The sequence below is a fragment of the Halomonas shantousis genome (assembly GCF_054654615.1).
The window spans coordinates 3,393,942-3,409,881 of sequence record NZ_BAAIER010000002.1 but is presented as its reverse complement, the minus strand read 5'-3'; the positions used below and the strand labels follow the sequence as shown (position 1 = coordinate 3,409,881).

Genomic DNA, 15,940 nt, shown 5'->3' with positions numbered 1-15,940 from the left:
GCATGGCTGCATCCGGGTGGGTTCACCCGGCGATGCCGGCCATCGCCGGCCGGTATCGCGAATGAAAAGGGAGATGCGGGCGCGGAGCGCCGAAATCAAGGCGTGCGGGAGCCGCGCTAGTTCTGCAGCTTGATCAGCAGCGGCTCGATGCCTTGGGTGGTCATCAGATCCTGGGCGCGGGAGATCTCCCGGGTATCCTCGTAGGGACCGACCTGGACGCGATGCCAGAGTTGATCATCGGAGGTGCGGACGGCGGTAATCTTGGCCAGCAGGCCGAAATCGCGCAGACGCCCGGCCAGCCGTTCGGCATCGGCGGTTTCCTTGAAGGAGGCTGCCTGGAGCATGTACCGTCCCGCCGCGGGCGCTGGCGTGTCAGCCGCGGCCTTGTGATCGGCCGGGGCGCTGGTCGTCTTCTCCGCCGGGCGGGGCGTGGCGTGGTAAGCCTCCACCTGAGGCGCGACGACCTCGGATTCCGGCAGCAGCGTGTAGAACTCGAAGGTCGGCATGCGTGGCGCTTCGGGCGCCTCGTTTTCCTGGCGGGCGGAGGTTTCGCCATTGCGCGGTGCCGACACCTGGCTGGCCGGCTTGGGAAGCACCGTGGCGATGGGGGCCGGCGCGGACTGTTGCAGGTACTGGGACAACGCGAAACCGGCCACCAGGCCGAGCACGCCCCACAGCCATCCCGGCAGACCGCCGCGCCCGCCGCCACCGGATGGTTGGCGACGCGTGGTGGCGCCCTTGGGCGCGCTACGGCGGTTGCCTTGTCCTCGTTGAGCGGGCCGACGAGCCATACGTCACATCTCCTCGGGAGCGCTGACCCCGAGCAGGGACAGACCGTTCTTGATCACCTGACGGGTCGCCAGACCCAATGCCAGGCGTGCGTTGCGCAGGGCATCGTCCTCGACCATGACCTTGACGGCGTTGTAGCAGGTATGGAAGTCGGCGGCGAGATCGGTCAGGTACTGGGCGATCTGCTGCGGTTCGCGGGATTTGGCGGCATGCTCGACCACCTCGGGGTAACGCGCCAGACGGTTCATCAGCGCCTTTTCCTGATCGGCATCGAGCCGGGCAAGATGCGCGACGGCCACGCCGAGATCGAAGCCCTGGTTCTCCGCCTCGGCCTTGCGCAGCACGCTGCAGATCCGGGCATGGGCGTACTGGATGTAGTACACGGGATTGTCGTTGGACTGCGAGCGGGCCAGATCGATATCGAAGGTGAGCTGCGAATCCGCACGCCGCGCGGCCAGGAAATAGCGGGTAGCGTCACGCCCGACCTCGTCGATCAGATCGCGCAGGGTGACGTAGCTGCCGGCGCGCTTGGAGATCTTCACCTCCTCGCCGCTGCGCATGACGGTAACCATCTGATGCAGCACGTAGTCGGGCCAGCCCTGGGGGATCTCGACCTCGAGCGCCTGCAGGCCGGCGCGTACACGGGTGATGGTCGAATGGTGATCGGCACCCTGTTCGTTGATCACTTCCTTGAAGCCGCGCTGCCACTTGTCGAGATGGTAGGCGACATCGGGCACGAAGTAGGTGTAGCCGCCGTCCTTCTTGCGCATCACCCGGTCCTTGTCGTCGCCGAACTCGGTGGTGCGCAGCCACAGCGCGCCGTCGTCCTCGTAGGTGTAGCCATTGGCCACCAGACGTTCGACGGTGGCCTCGACCTTGCCTTCGGCATACAGCGAGGATTCCAGAAAATAGACGTCGAACTCGACGCCGAAGGCCTTGAGGTCGAGGTCCTGCTCGCGACGCAGGTAGGCTACGGCGAAGGCGCGAATTGCCTCGAGATTATCGGTATCGGCGGCGCCGGTCACCTCACGGTCGTCGGCGATCACCGTCTCGCCGGCCAGGTAGGCGTTGGCGACGTCGGTGATGTAGTCACCGCGATAGCCATCGGCCGGCCAGCTTTCGTCATCGGGACCCAGCCGCTTGGCGCGGGCCTGCACCGACAGGGTCAGGTTGTCGATCTGCGCGCCGGCATCGTTGTAGTAGAACTCGCGGGTGACATCGTATCCGGTGGCCTCGAGCAGCCGGCACAAGCAGTCGCCGATGGCGGCGCCGCGGCCGTGCCCTACGTGCAGCGGGCCGGTGGGGTTGGCGGAGACGAACTCCACCTGCACCCGAGTGCCTACGCCGATCAGGCTGCGCCCGTAGGTGTCGCCATTGTCGAGAATGGCGGGAATGACCTGAGCCACGGCATCGGTGGCGGCGAAGAAGTTGATGAAGCCGGGGCCGGCGATCTCGGTGCGCCGTACTGCGTCGCTCTCCGGCAGAGCTTCCACCAGAACCGTGGCCAGCTCGCGGGGCTTGCGGCCCGCCGGTTTGGCCAGTACCAGGGCCAAATTGGTGGCGTAGTCGCCGTGGGCCTTGTCCTTGGTCGGGTCGACCTTGATCGGTGGCGTGACGTCCTGGGGCAGCACCCCCTGCTGCTTCAACGTGGCGATGGCAGCGTCAAGCAGTTCGATGATGGTGTCTTTCATGTCGTGATGTTCGCATTCCAAATAGGGCGACAGCGGGTCGCGGGGTGGCCGGGGCGCGGTTGCCTCCCGTCGCTGACCCTCGCATGGGGGGCCATTATCGGCAATTGCGGCCACGCTTTAAACCCGTAGCCATGAGCCGGCTGGCAAAGCGGGATGAAATCGTCCCCCGGCACGGCCGCCCGGCAGGCGCTGTCAGCTCAGCGTCTGTGGATCGACATCCAGCGACCAGCGGATCCGTCTCGCTTCGGCCGTCTCCTCCAGCCAACCGATCAGCCAGGCGCAGGCCTCGTGAAGCGCCCCGCGGCGGCTGCCGGAGAGCATCAGCTGGACGTGATAGCGGTTCTGGCGGCGCTCCATCGGCGCCGGCACGGGGCCCAGACAGTGGACCTCCGAGGGGCGCTGCGCGAACTGCACCGTCAGCCACTCCCGCAGCGCCTCGCCGGCGCGCTGCGCCAGCATGGTGACGACCTCTTCGCGAGCCGCTTCCATGCGCAGCAGGGCCAGATGCCGATAGGGGGGCAGGCCGGCCAGACGGCGCTCCTCTAGCAGTTGGGTGGCCAGCGCGTCGTAGCCGCTGTCGGCCAGCAGGCGGAGGTTGGGATCGTCGGGGTGCAGCGTCTGCACCAGCACCCGGCCGGGATGTTCGGCGCGCCCGGCGCGCCCGGCCACCTGAATCAGCAGCTGGGCGCTCTGTTCCAGGGCGCGGAAGTCGCTGGCGTAGAGGCCGGCGTCGGCATTGACCACCACGACCAGCGTGACGTGGGGCAAGTGGTGGCCCTTGGCCAGCATCTGCGTTCCCACCAGCAGGCAGGGCTCGCCCCGCTGCACGTCGGCGAGAATCTGGCTCAGGGCATCCTTGCGCCGGGTGCTGTCCCGGTCGATGCGATGCACCGGCACCTCGGGAAACAGCGCGGCCAGCGTTTCCTCGCTACGCTCGGTGCCGGCTCCCAGGGGACGCAGATCGGCACCGGCACAGGCAGGACAGGCATCGGGCAGGCTCTGCAGTGTGTCGCAGTGGTGGCAGGCCAGTTGCGGCGGCTGACGGTGCAGCGTCATACGCGCGTCGCAATGCGGGCACTCTGCAAGCCAGCCGCAGCTGTGGCAGGCCAAGGTCGGGGCGAAGCCGCGACGGTTGATGAACACCAGTACCTGGCCGCGGGCGGCGAGCGCTTGACGGATGGCGTCGATCGTCGGGGCGATCAGTCCGCCCTGGCGCGGGCGACCGCGCAGATCGACCAGTTCGAGCCTGGCCGGGGCGTGACGGCTGGCACGGCGGGTCAACTGCAGGTGACGGTATTTTCCCGCCCTGGCCTGGGCCAGACTCTCCAGCGACGGCGTGGCACTGCCCAGCACGATGGGGATCTTCTCGCGGTGCGCCCTGACCAGGGCCAGATCGCGGGCATGGTAGCGCAGGCTGTCCTGCTGCTTGAACGAGCCGTCGTGCTCCTCGTCGACGATGATCACGCCGGGGCGGGCCATGGGCGTGAATATGGCCGAGCGTGTACCGATGACGATGGCTGCGCGTCCGGAGCGGGCCGCTTCCCAGGCATCGAGGCGCTCCAGGTCGGTGAGCCCCGAGTGAAGTGCCACTACCGGAGCCCGGAAGCGCTTGCGAAAGCGTGCCAGGGTCTGGGGCGTGAGGCCGATCTCGGGCACCAGCACCAGCGCCTGGCGTCCGTGGGTCAGCACGGCCTCGATCAGTTGCAGGTAGACCTCGGTCTTGCCGCTGCCGGTTACCCCATGCAGCAGACAGGGATGGTAGCGATCGAGACCCTCATGGAGCTCGGCCAATGCCGTGGCCTGCTCGCGGTTGAGCGTTAGCGCCGGTTCGGCGAGTACCGGACCCCGTGCCGCGGGTGTGGCGGTCAGGGGTTCCTCGCTGTGGGCGACGAGTCCCTTGTCACGCAGACCGAGCAATTGGGCGCGGGTAAAGCCCTGGGCGGTGACCGCGGAGGTGACCAGGCCCCGGGGGTGCTGGTGCAGCAGGGCCAGTAGCTCGGCCTGACGCCTGGCCCGGCCGATCTGTTCGGGTGGCGTTCGCTGGCCCTCGGCGGTCGTCTGCCAGCGTTCGCGGGTACGCGCTTCCAGCGGGCGGCCCTGGCGCAGTGGCGCCGGCAGCGCTTGATGCAGTGTATCGCCCAGTGCGTGCTGGTAGTAACGCGCGGTGAAGCGGCACAGCCATAGCCAGTCCGCGGGCAGCGGCGTTTCGTCGAGACAGGCCGAGATCGGCTTGAGCTGCGCGGCGGGAACCTCGCTATCGTCGCGACAGGCCACGACGATGCCGACCACCTCGCGACGGCCGAAGGGCACCCGCACACGCAGCCCGGCTTGCCAGCCGCAATCCGGGCTGCGGCTGCCCGCGCGATAGTCGAAGAGGCGGCGCAGGGGCGTGGGTACGGCAACGACGAGAACTTGCGGAGAGGGGCGAGCGGGGAATGTGGCTGGCAATTGGCCTCCGACGTTGGCTCTGCTAGAATGCCCGGCCTCCATGCGTCGGGATGCGTGGAACATAACCGGTTTTTCAACCCGTGTGCGGTGCCTGGCGGTGATCAGGTGGCGGCACACCGCTTCATGAGGCTCCAAGATGAAACAAGGTATTCACCCGGATTACAAGCAAGTCACCGCGACCTGCTCCTGCGGTGCCACGTTCGGTGTCGGCACCACGGCCGGTAACGATTTCAGCGTGGACGTGTGCTCCCAGTGCCACCCGTTCTACACGGGCAAGCAGAAGCAGGCGACCACCGGTGGCCGCGTCGAGCGTTTCAACAAGCGTTTCGGTGCTGCCCTCAAGCGCAACTGATGCTGCAGTCGGTTACGAAAAAACCCGCCTACAGGCGGGTTTTTTTTATGCCTGAAAACCGCGAAAAAGTCGTAAGGATAAGGTTTGTTTTATGGCTGAAGTCGCAGGCATAAGTTACGCCAAATAGCTGGAAAAGGATTCAAACGGGCGCTTAAAAAGCGATAAGTGTCAGTAAGTTGCAGAAAGTTGTGGGGCAGAAGGTTTTTCTATATTCTGGCGGAACATCTCCATGACTTGAGCGGAATTTACGAGCATGACTGACGCAAAAAAACAGGCGGCGCTGGACTATCACTCCCAGCCGATTCCCGGCAAGTTGTCCGTTGAGCTCACCAAACCTACCGAGACGGCCAAGCATCTGGCGCTGGCCTACAGTCCGGGAGTTGCCGAGCCGTGCCGCGAGATCGCCAAGGACCCGGAGAATGCCTATCTGTATACCGGCAAGGGTAATCTGGTCGCGGTAATCTCCGACGGCAGCGCCATTCTCGGGCTGGGCAATCTCGGTCCGCTGGCCAGCAAGCCGGTCATGGAGGGCAAGGGCGTCCTGTTCAAGCGCTTTGCGGGCATCAACTCGGTAGACGTCGAAGTCAATGCGGAGAGTCCGCAGGCCTTCATCGATACCGTGGCGCGGATCGCCGATACCTGGGGCGGTATCAATCTCGAGGACATCAAGGCGCCGGAGTGCTTCGAAATCGAGCGCGCCCTGATCGATCAGTGCAATATTCCCGTCTTTCATGACGATCAGCACGGCACGGCAATCGTCACCGCGGCGGGCATGCTCAACGCGCTGGACATTGCCGGCAAGCGGCTCGAGGACGCGCGCATCGTGTGCCTGGGCGGCGGGGCCGCGGCCATCGCCTGCATGAAACTGCTGGTCGCGTGTGGTGCCAAGGCAGAGAACATCTTCATGATCGACCGCCGGGGAGTGATCCACAGCGGGCGTGACGACCTCAACCAGTACAAGGCGATGTTCGCCTCCGAGACGTCGATGCGTACCCTGGATGACGTCATCGATGGGGCCGACGTCTTCGTCGGCCTGTCCGGGCCCAATCTGCTCAAGCCAGAGCAGCTCAAGAAGATGGCAGCGAACCCGATCGTCTTCGCCTGCTCCAATCCGGATCCCGAGATCCATCCCGACGATGCCAATGCCGCGCGCGATGACGTGATCATGGCCACCGGCCGCTCCGACTATCCCAACCAGGTCAACAATGTGCTGGGGTTCCCCTTCATCTTCCGCGGGGCGCTCGATGTGCGTGCCACCCGTATCAACGAAGAGATGAAAGTGGCGGCGGTGCATGCCTTGAAGGACCTGGCCCGCGAGCCGGTCAGCCAGGAAGTCCTCGACGCCTACGAAATCGACAGCCTCGAGTTCGGGCGCGGTTACATCATTCCCACGCCGATGGACTCGCGCCTGCTGGACCGCATCTCGTCGGCAGTCGCCCAGGCGGCTGTGGATACCGGCGTGTCGCGCAAGCCCTATCCTGCGCATTATCCGCTGAAGAGCGTCAAGGATATCTACGGGCAGTAACGCGGTGCACCGCCCTCGGGTCGCGTGATCAGGCCGTGACCAGACAACGTGACCGCATAAAGGAGCCGGCCCTGGTGGCCGGCTTGCTTGTTTCAAGAGGGTGAGGGCGCTCGAGTGAGGCGAAGGCCGACGAGATGATCCGGCCTCGGCCGGCTACCAGCTGTAGAGGATCGACATGGCGGTGATCCGGTCCGTATGGGCCTTGTCATCTTCCGGCGGGTTGGTGTTGTGCCGCAGCTCATGGGAGAACTTCAACGCCAGGCTCGAGTTGAGTTTCGCGGAGATGGTCGACAGGGCACGTGCCGTCACGTTGCTGCTGGAGCCCTCCACCGACATCTCCTGCTCGAAATAGGCGCCCTGGGAGACGTTCCAGCGATAGTCCAGCGCGCCATAGCCGATCCCCAGGTCCTGACTCGTCCCATCGTGGCCTTCCTCATGTCGATAGCCCGGGCCGGTCTCCAGCGACAGCACATGGGTCGGACCATCCAGGACCTGTCTTCCATAGCCGGCAATCGTCGTGAACAGGTATTCGTAACCGCTGAAGCGATCCTTCTCCCAGCGGGCGAAACCGAACAGATAGTGCGGCCCCTGAAGCTCATAACGCTCACGGCCACCGACCAGGTACTGCTCGGTACTGGTCTCGTCATTGGTTTCGATGCGCAGGACCTCGCCACGCAGCGTGTGGGTCAGGCGCCCGGTCAGCCAGGTCAGGCGACCCCGGGCGATCAGGGTTCGGCTGTCGCTGTTGCCGGACAGCTCGGTGAAGCCGAGTTCGGCCTCGCCGCTGAAGACAGGCGCATCCTCGGCAGGTGCCGGCGGTGCGTAGAAGACATCGGCACCCGCCGGCAACGGCAGGCTGGCAAGCGTCAAGAAGATCCATGTCCGACAGGGGGATCGGGGCATAGTAGAGGCTCTTGCATGCGTCTTTGGCATTTCGAAGATACGACGACAGCCAGGTATAAGCGAATCGAGGCGGCAGTGCCGCCTCGCAGTCGTATCAGAAGATAGCTTCGTAGGTCCCGGTACCCTGGGAGCCGCTACGATCTTCCAGCTCCGGACGAATGGTCCGCGGCTGGTAATCCGGCAGGTTGGCTTCACGGAAGATTTCCGTTATGCCGCCTGGCTGGTCGTCATGCAGGCGGCGGCCGGTATCGGGGTCGATACGGACTTCGACAATCCCCTCCGGCATTTCCGGGATACGCTCCGGCTGCCCGTCGAGTGCCTGTTTCATGAAGGCCATCCAGATCGGCAACGCCGCCTGGGAGCCGTATTCGCTGGTGGAGGAATTGTCGTCCTTGCCCACCCACACCGTCGCCACCAGATCGGTATTGAAACCGGAGAACCAGGCATCGCGCTGGTCATTGGTCGTTCCGGTCTTGCCCACGATATCGCCACGGTCGAGCGCCATGGCGGCGCGTCCCGTACCGCGTTCGATGACGTCGCGCATCATGTCGCGCAGGATGTAGAGTGCGTCGGGGTCCACGACGCGCGGCGCGATGCGTCGCGCCTTGCCGTCGACCTCGACCTGCGTTGCGGTCTCGGCACACTCGCGACAGGCGACCATCGGGTCGGCCTCTTCGATGACGGTATTGTCGCTGCCCTGGGTGACCTTCTCGATGTACCAGGGCTCTACGCGGAATCCGCCGTTGGCAAGCACGGCATAGGCATGAGCCATTTCCAGCGGTGTCAGCGAGGCGCTGCCCAGCGCCAGCGACAGGCCATGCGGCAGACGCTCCTGAGTGAAGCCGAAGTTCTCCAGGAAGGCCAGCGTATTGTCGAGCCCCAGCGACTGCAGGACGCGAATGGTGACCAGGTTGCGCGACTGGTAGAGGCCGACCCGCAGCCGGGTCGGGCCGTTGAACTCGCCTTCGGAATTCTCCGGCCGCCAGGCGCTGCCCATGTCGGGCATGACGATAGGCGCGTCGTTGATCACTGTCGCTGCAGTCATGCCGCCTTGCTGAAGGGCGGCCAGGTAGATGAAGGGCTTGAAGATCGAGCCGGCCTGGCGCTGGGCCTGAATGGCGCGGTTGAATTTGCTGGCCTCGAAGCTGAAACCGCCCTGCAGGGCGCGAATCGCACCGGTATCGGGGTCGAGCACCACGATGGCGCCCTGGGCATCGGGCAACTGGGAGAGGCGCCACTGACCGTCTGCGGTCTGCAGGATGCGCACCATGTCGCCGCGACTGGCGATTGCGGCGGCATTGGCCGGCTCCGCCTCGCGCCAGGAAGCGCTACGGTAGCGGCGGGCCCACTTCAGCCCGCTCCAGTCGAGCGTCACGACTTCGCCCTCCTGAGTCAGCACGCGCATCTCGCGCCCGTCGGTATCGACGACGATTGCCGGCTGCAGCGGGCCGTAGTCGGCAGTGCGCTCCAGTACCTTGAGCCAGTTGCTGACATCGCCGCTGATGCCTTCGATGCTGGCCTGGCTGCTCTGCGCGGCCTTGCGTGCCGTTTCCATGACTTCCGGAGACTCCGACAGCTCCTCCTCGAGGCCCTGGCGTTCGGTGCGCTCCTGGGCTTCGACCAGACTCGCCGGAATGGCCTGCTCCTCGGCGCCGCGCCAGCCATGACGCGTGTCGTACTCGATCAGTCCCTGGATCAGGGCCTGACGCGCCTGGGGCTGGAGACGGCTGTCCACGGTCGTGGTGATCTGATAATTGCCGGTATAGGCCGCATCGCCAAAGCGTTCGTAGGCATAGTGGCGGGCCATCTCCGCCACGTAGGGGGCCTCGACCTCGACCCGGGCGACATGTCGGCGTGCAGTGATCGGTGCCTTTACGGCCTCCTCGTAGGCCGCCTGATCGATGTAGCCCAGTTCACGCATGCGGAAGAGAATCCAGTTGCGGCGAATCAGCGAACGCTCCGGATTGACCAGCGGGTTGAAGCGTGAGGGTGCCTTGGGCAGGCCGGCCAGCATCGCCTGCTGGGCCAGGGTCAGTTCGGCAAGCGGCTTGTCGTAGTAGGTTTCGGCCGCCGCCGCGATGCCGTAGGAGCGATTGCCCAGGAAGATCTTGTTGACGTAGAGCTCGAAGATTTCCTGCTTGGTGAGGATCTGCTCCATCTGCAACGACAGCAGGATCTCGCGGATCTTGCGAGTGAAGGTGCGGTCCAGCGTGAGCAGATAGTTGCGCGCCACCTGCATGGTGATGGTGCTGCCGCCCGACTGGATGTTGCCGCTCGAGGCGAGTTCCAGCGCGGCACGGGCCAGGCCCTTGGGATCGATGCCGGGATGCTCCATGAAGCTGTCGTCCTCGGCAGCCATCAGGGCATCGACGAGCGTTTCGGGAATCTCCTCGAACTTCACCGGCATGCGTCGTTCTTCCCCGTACTCCCCGATCAGCTTGCCATCACGGGTGGTGATACGCAGGGGAGTCTGCAATTCGAAGCCCTGCAATTGGCGGACGTCGGGAAGGCCAGGGGCAAAATACAGGGCGGCACCCACGATGGCGAGCACGCTGCCTGCACACAAGGACAGCAGCAACCATAGCGCTGAAGAGAGCAAGCGACTGAAAAGCTTCATGAAAAAATAAGATCCCGATAGCAGGTGGCGGTCTGGCCGCGATGGATGGCGCAATCCCTAGCCCAGCGCATTATATGAATGCGGATGAGCGTGGGCCAGCGTTGATGCCGGAGGCGTAATTGTGAAGTGTTATTTTGTGATACTTAATGTAATCTCGCCAGGACATGACAGGTGATCCAGCTCGGATTCGGTTCGGTCGGTTCGTTGCAATGAGACAGAGGTGAGACATTGTTGGGGTTTAAAAGGTCCGGTAAGGGACTGGTGGGTGTCGATATCACCTCGGCGACAGTCAAACTGCTCGAGCTGAAGCCTGTCGGCAGTGGCTTCCAGATCGACAGTTACGCCGTGCGCCCCTTGAGCGAAGGGGCCGTCATCGAGCGGCGCATCCGCAACATGGATGAAGTGGTCCAGACGATCCGGCGAGCGGTCGACCACGCTCGGCCCCACTCCCGTCGTGCCGTCGTGGCGATACCCGCCGGCGCTGCCATCGTCAAGAAGCTGACCCTGCCCGCCTCGCTCAACGACGAGGAGATCGAGACCCGCATCCAGATGGAGTCGGAAAAGCATATTCCCTTTCCTCTCAACGAGGTGGCCTTCGACTTCCAGCGTCTGGGCCCCAACGCTCGCCACGCCGACCAGCAGGACGTGCTGCTGGTGGCCTGTCGCCTGCAGGACGTCGAGCAGCTCATCGATGCGCTGGGGCAGGCCGGCTTGGAGCCGGAGGCCGTCGACGTCGAGACGTTTGCTCTCGAGCGGGCCTTTCTCGAACTGCAGCAGCAGCGGCTGACGGGCGGCGAGGAGAAGTGCGTCGCGCTGGTGGACGTCGGGGCCTACATGAACGCCTTCCACGTGATTCACGACGGACGCACCATCTATAGCCGCGATACTGCCTTTGGCGGCCGCCAGCTCACCGACGAGATCCGCCGCCATTATGATCTGAGCCTGGAGGAGGCGGGTCTGGCCAAGAAGCGCGGTGGTCTGCCGGAAGACTACGAAAGCCGGGTACTGGCGCCGTTCATCGATACCATCATGCAGCAGGTCGGCCGTTCGCTGCAGCTCTATCACACTTCCGGCAAGCAGTACGAGATCGATCACCTGGTGCTTGCCGGAGGCTCGAGCGCGATCCCGGGACTGCAGGAGCGTCTCGCCGAGGAGAGCAGGCTGCCGGTGGTCATCGCCAACCCCTTCGCCCGCATGCGTATCCATCCGCGTATCAACGTTCAGGCGCTGGCCGGCGATGCGCCTGCCATGCTCACCGCCTGTGGACTGGCCATGAGGAAGCGGAGATGAATGTCGACATCAATCTGCTGCCGTGGCGCGAGGCGCAGCGCGAGCGCCGTTCAAGGCGTTTCCAGCATGCGCTGATTGCGCTGGCGCTGCTCGGCATCCTGGGCGGCTGGGGCATCAGTCAATGGTATCAGGCCAGCATCGATGCCGAGCGTCAGCGTCTGGCGCTGATCAAGCAGCATACGCAGCAACTCGACAACGATATCCAGGCGGTGCGGGATTATCAGCGCCTGCGCGAGCGCATGCTGGCGCAGATGGGCCTGATTCGCGAGCTGCAGTTCAGCCGGCCGCAGACGGTGCGTGTACTCGACCAACTGGCCGCCAGCCTGGTCGATGGCGTGTATTACGAACGCCTGACGCGGCAGGGCGATCTGTTGAGCCTGAGCGGGCTGGCCCGTTCCAATCGGCAGGTATCCGATCAGATGCGTGCGCTGGCTTCCACTGCCGTGTTTGGCGTGCCGGTGTTGTCCGACGTTCAGTCCGGCGAAGGCCGTGATGCCTTCAAGCGCTTCAACATGAGCGTGGCGCAAATTCCCGACGTCAGCGATCCGAAGGAGTCGCCATGAATCTGCAAGCCGAATGGCGAGCGCTGCGTGAACTGGAGTGGCGCGAACTCGACCTCAAGGAAGCGGGAACCTGGCCGGTGTCGCTGCAGACGATCTGTGCCCTGCTCACGTTCCTGCTGATGTTCTGGGGGGCGCAGTGGTATTTGGCGACACCCAAGCACGAGACGCTGGAGCGGTTGCGAAACGAGCAGCAGCAGTTGATTTCCCAGTTCGAGATAAAGGCGTTCCAGGCCGCTAACCTGCCCCAGATGCACACCCAGATGGCGGAGCTCGAGGCGCGCATGGGATCGTTGCTGGAAATGCTGCCCACGGGGGCCGAGGTGCCGGCGCTGCTCGACGACATCAGCGGCGCTGCACTCGAACAGCATCTGACCATTGATTTCATCCGTCTGAAGGCGCCGGTGACGCAGGAGTTCTATGTCGAGCAGCCTTTCGACATTCAAGTGCAGGGCGACTACCACCGTATTGCCGCCTTCGTGTCCTCGGTCGCCGGGCTGCCACGCATCGTGACTCTGCATGATTTCACGCTGACGCCGGTGAGTGATGGCAAGCTGCGACTCTCCATGTTGGCCAAGACTTATAGCTATCGCGAAGATACCCCGGCGGGAGATGCGTCATGAAAGCGTGTCGCCTTGCCATGCTGGGGCTGATGTTGGGGCTTGTCGGCTGTCAGGATGCCGGACTCGGCGAGCTCGAGCGGCAACTGAGCGATCTGCGTGACAAACCGCAGGGGCACATCGAGGCGCTGCCGGAAACCCCGACCTACCAGGCCGCGGTCTATGACCAGGCCGGCACGCGCAGCCCCTTCGAGCCTGAGAAGATACAGCCCCGGGTAGCGCAGGCTCCGGTACAGGACGAGCTGGCGCCCGACCTGACGCGTCCGCGCGAACCGCTGGAGCGTTATGCCCTGGAATCGTTGAGTCTGGTCGGCATCCTGACGGTGGGCGGGCGCCCCTCGGCATTGGTGCGAGCGCCGGATGGGCAGGTGCATCGCCTTTTCGAAGGGGCCTACCTGGGGACCGACTTCGGGCGCATTCGCGAGATACACGGTACGGCCATCGACATCGTCGAAGTGGTACAGGATGGTCAGAACGGTTGGACCGAGCGCCAGCGGACGCTGGCCTTGAATGAACAAGATGAGCGTGCGGGCTGACACCATGGGCCGCGACAAGAGAGGCAATATGAGGCGACACCTTCGCAACGTCCTGGGCGGCTTGTTGACGCTGGCCTGGCTGATATCCGGCCAGGCGCTGGCGGCACCGGCGCTGACGGCGCTGGATTTCACGCAGCTTTCCGGGGGGCAGCTACGCGTGGCGATGACCTTCGAGGGCGGTGTGCCGGAGGTCAAGGGCTACCGGATCGACTCGCCGCCGCGTTTGGCGCTGGATCTCATGGGCACGCGCAGCCAGCTCGAGCGTCAGCAGTTCACTCCCGGCGTTGCCGGGGTCCAGCAGGCCGTGGTGCTCGAAGCGGGGGGGCGCACGCGTCTGGTCTTCAGCTTGGACGAGGCGCTGGCGTACTCCACGCATCAGGAGGGGAACCGGGTCATTCTCACACTGGGCAGCGAGGAGGGGCAGGTCACCCCGGTGACGTCCCGGAGCGATACGGGGGCGACGACATCCGCACGCCAGGGGCGGCCCAGTATCGAGGATCTGGATTTCCGCCGCGGCCCCGATGGCGAGGGCCGGGTCGTGGTGACGCTCGATCGCAGCGGTCTCGAATCGCGCGTACGCGAGCAGGGAAAGTCGGTGCTCGTGGAGCTGGAGGGCGTACAACTGCCCGCCAAGCTCGATCAGGTGCTCGATGTCAGCGATTTCGGCACGCCGGTCCAGCGCATCGTGCCGCGGGCCGGGCGTGATGGCACCACGCTGGAACTCGAGAACACCGGCAACTATCTGCAGATGACGACCCAGTCCGGACGCGAGCTGATCATCGAGGTCAAGCCGCTGAGCGATCGCGAACAGGCCGAGCGTCTGGAAAAGCGCTTTCCCTACACCGGGGAGCGCATCACGCTCAATTTCCAGGACATCGACGTGCGCTCGGTGCTGGCGATCATCGCCGATTTCACCGGGCTGAATCTGGTGGCCAGTGACAGCGTGGAGGGTAGCGTGACGCTGAACCTGCAGGAGGTGCCCTGGGATCAGGCGCTCGATCTGATCCTCAAGAGCCGTGGCCTGGCCAGTCGGCGTACCGGCGACGTGCTGGTCGTGGCCCCGGCCGATGAGTTGGCCGCCATGGAGCGTCAAGCGCTGGAGGCCCAGGCGCAGAGTCGCCAACTGTCGCCTCTGACCACCGAATTTCTCCAGGTGCGCTATGCCAAGGCCGAGGCGCTGGCCACCCTGCTGCGCGGCATGGAAGGCGTGGGCCTGATGTCGGAGCGCGGCAGAGTGACGGTGGACGCACGCACCAATACGCTGCTGATTCAGGATACCCGGGAGCAGATCGAGGCCATCCGCCGCACCATCGACTATCTGGACGTGCCGGTGCGGCAGGTGCAGATCGAGGCGCGCATCGTCATCGCCCGCGACAGTGCGGCTCGGGAGCTGGGCGTGAGCTGGGGCGCCTCGGCGGCGGATGGCGGCGGCCGGCTGGATCTTTCGGGCGCGGCCAGCGGTTCGGTGAGCAACGGCGGGCTGTCGGTGGATCTTGGCGATGCGGTCAGCCCTTCGAACGCTTTCAGTTTCGGCTATCTTTCCGGCGACGTGCTGATCGATCTCGAATTGCGCGCCCTAGAAAGCGAAGGCAAGAGCCAGACCATCTCCCAGCCCAAGATCATCACGGCCAACCAGCAGGCGGCGCTGATCAAGCAGGGCAAGGAGATTCCCTACGAGGAGTCTGCGGGGGACGGAGCCACCAGCATCTCCTTCAAGGAAGCGGTACTGTCGCTCGAGGTCACGCCGCAGATCACGCCGGACAATCGCATCATCATGGATCTGGTGATCAACAACGACGCCGTCTCCGACGACAGCTACGGTGGGGAGCCGGCCATCGATACCAACGAGATACAGACCCAGGTGCTGGTCAACAATGGCGAGACCGTGGTATTGGGCGGTATTCTGACCTCCGAACAGCTGCACACTCTGTACAAGACACCCTTTTTTGGCGACCTGCCGCTGATGGGTAACCTTTTTCGCTATACCGAGGAGGCCAATGAGAAGGTAGAATTGCTGGTATTCATCACTCCCAAGATCATTGAGGACAAACTGGCGATTCGCTGATGCAGGGTCTTCCCAACCTCTTTCTCATCGGTCCCATGGGGGCCGGAAAAAGCACCATCGGCCGCCTTCTGGCGGCCGAGTTGCAGCGTGAATTCCTCGACAGCGACCATGAGATCGAGGCACGCTGCGGGGCCAACATCCCATGGATATTCGACGTTGAGGGCGAAGAGGGCTTTCGTTGTCGCGAGAGCGCCATACTGCAGGAGCTCAGCCAGCGCGAGGGCATCGTGCTGTCCAGTGGCGGTGGGGCGATACTGCGCGAGGAGAATCGCCAGGTCATGCGCGAGCGCGGCACGGTGATCTATCTTGCCACCACCATCGAACAGCAGCTCAAGCGTACCGCCCGCGACCAGAACCGCCCCCTGCTACGAAACGTCGATCGCGAAAAGATCCTGCGCGAGATGTTCGCCAAGCGCGATCCGCTCTATCGGGCCACGGCGGATCTCATCGTGCGTACTGACCGGCGCAGTCCGCGCGCGGTGGTCGGCGAGATCATCCGTCGGGTCAAGCGTCTCACCGATCCCCTGCACATCAAGGCTTGAGT

At 64.5% G+C, this 15,940-nt stretch carries 13 protein-coding genes; 8 read left to right on the top strand and 5 right to left on the bottom strand.

Annotated features, from left to right (window positions below; all coding sequences use genetic code 11):
* Positions 1-116: 116 nt before the first annotated feature.
* The 3 genes from ACYQ12_RS16085 to ACYQ12_RS16075 all read right to left on the bottom strand — a co-directional run bounded on the left by ACYQ12_RS16085 (position 117) and on the right by ACYQ12_RS16075 (position 4,970).
* The gene (locus ACYQ12_RS16085) at positions 117-791 is read right to left on the bottom strand and encodes an SPOR domain-containing protein (protein WP_459873695.1); all 675 of its coding nucleotides are present in this window, start codon (positions 789-791) and stop codon (positions 117-119) included.
* Positions 792-794: 3 nt separating this feature from the next.
* Positions 795-2,480, bottom strand: coding sequence for an arginine--tRNA ligase (gene argS, locus ACYQ12_RS16080; protein WP_459873693.1), 1,686 nt, complete (start codon positions 2,478-2,480; stop codon positions 795-797).
* Positions 2,481-2,672: 192 nt separating this feature from the next.
* The gene (locus ACYQ12_RS16075) at positions 2,673-4,970 is read right to left on the bottom strand and encodes a primosomal protein N' (protein WP_459874538.1); all 2,298 of its coding nucleotides are present in this window, start codon (positions 4,968-4,970) and stop codon (positions 2,673-2,675) included.
* Between the two features lie 94 nt (positions 4,971-5,064).
* Between ACYQ12_RS16075 and rpmE the strand changes: the two genes are divergently transcribed.
* Both rpmE and ACYQ12_RS16065 read left to right on the top strand, forming a co-directional pair.
* A complete protein-coding gene (gene rpmE / locus ACYQ12_RS16070) occupies positions 5,065-5,280 on the top strand; it encodes a 50S ribosomal protein L31 (protein ID WP_459873691.1) in 216 nt (71 codons plus the stop codon).
* A gap of 253 nt (positions 5,281-5,533) precedes the next feature.
* Positions 5,534-6,805, top strand: coding sequence for a malic enzyme-like NAD(P)-binding protein (locus tag ACYQ12_RS16065; RefSeq protein ID WP_459873689.1), 1,272 nt, complete (start codon positions 5,534-5,536; stop codon positions 6,803-6,805).
* Positions 6,806-6,958: 153 nt separating this feature from the next.
* On the opposite strand, the gene ACYQ12_RS16060 is transcribed toward ACYQ12_RS16065, so the two are convergent.
* Both ACYQ12_RS16060 and ACYQ12_RS16055 read right to left on the bottom strand, forming a co-directional pair.
* Positions 6,959-7,708, bottom strand: coding sequence for a DUF481 domain-containing protein (locus tag ACYQ12_RS16060; protein ID WP_459873687.1), 750 nt, complete (start codon positions 7,706-7,708; stop codon positions 6,959-6,961).
* A gap of 94 nt (positions 7,709-7,802) precedes the next feature.
* Positions 7,803-10,325: a penicillin-binding protein 1A gene (locus ACYQ12_RS16055; RefSeq protein WP_459873685.1), complete on the bottom strand. Its 2,523-nt coding sequence runs from the start codon at positions 10,323-10,325 to the stop codon at positions 7,803-7,805.
* Between the two features lie 231 nt (positions 10,326-10,556).
* On the opposite strand from ACYQ12_RS16055, the gene ACYQ12_RS16050 reads away from it, so the two are divergent.
* From ACYQ12_RS16050 to aroK, 6 genes are read left to right on the top strand one after another with little or no spacing between them, the layout of a single operon-like run.
* Positions 10,557-11,615, top strand: coding sequence for a pilus assembly protein PilM (locus ACYQ12_RS16050; protein WP_459874537.1), 1,059 nt, complete (start codon positions 10,557-10,559; stop codon positions 11,613-11,615).
* Entirely contained in the window at positions 11,612-12,178 is a 567-nt protein-coding gene (locus ACYQ12_RS16045) for a PilN domain-containing protein (protein ID WP_459873683.1), read from the top strand. The genes ACYQ12_RS16050 and ACYQ12_RS16045 overlap by 4 nt, the downstream gene beginning before the upstream one ends.
* Complete coding sequence (locus tag ACYQ12_RS16040; RefSeq protein ID WP_459873681.1) at positions 12,175-12,798, top strand: type IV pilus inner membrane component PilO; 624 nt, start codon at positions 12,175-12,177, stop codon at positions 12,796-12,798. Before ACYQ12_RS16045 ends, ACYQ12_RS16040 begins: the two co-directional genes overlap by 4 nt.
* The gene (locus ACYQ12_RS16035; protein WP_459873679.1) at positions 12,795-13,331 is read left to right on the top strand and encodes a pilus assembly protein PilP; all 537 of its coding nucleotides are present in this window, start codon (positions 12,795-12,797) and stop codon (positions 13,329-13,331) included. The genes ACYQ12_RS16040 and ACYQ12_RS16035 overlap by 4 nt, the downstream gene beginning before the upstream one ends.
* 28 nt (positions 13,332-13,359) lie before the next feature.
* Positions 13,360-15,396: a type IV pilus secretin PilQ gene (locus ACYQ12_RS16030; protein WP_459873676.1), complete on the top strand. Its 2,037-nt coding sequence runs from the start codon at positions 13,360-13,362 to the stop codon at positions 15,394-15,396.
* Positions 15,396-15,938: a shikimate kinase AroK gene (aroK, locus tag ACYQ12_RS16025; protein WP_459873674.1), complete on the top strand. Its 543-nt coding sequence runs from the start codon at positions 15,396-15,398 to the stop codon at positions 15,936-15,938. Before ACYQ12_RS16030 ends, aroK begins: the two co-directional genes overlap by 1 nt.
* Positions 15,939-15,940: the final 2 nt, after the last annotated feature.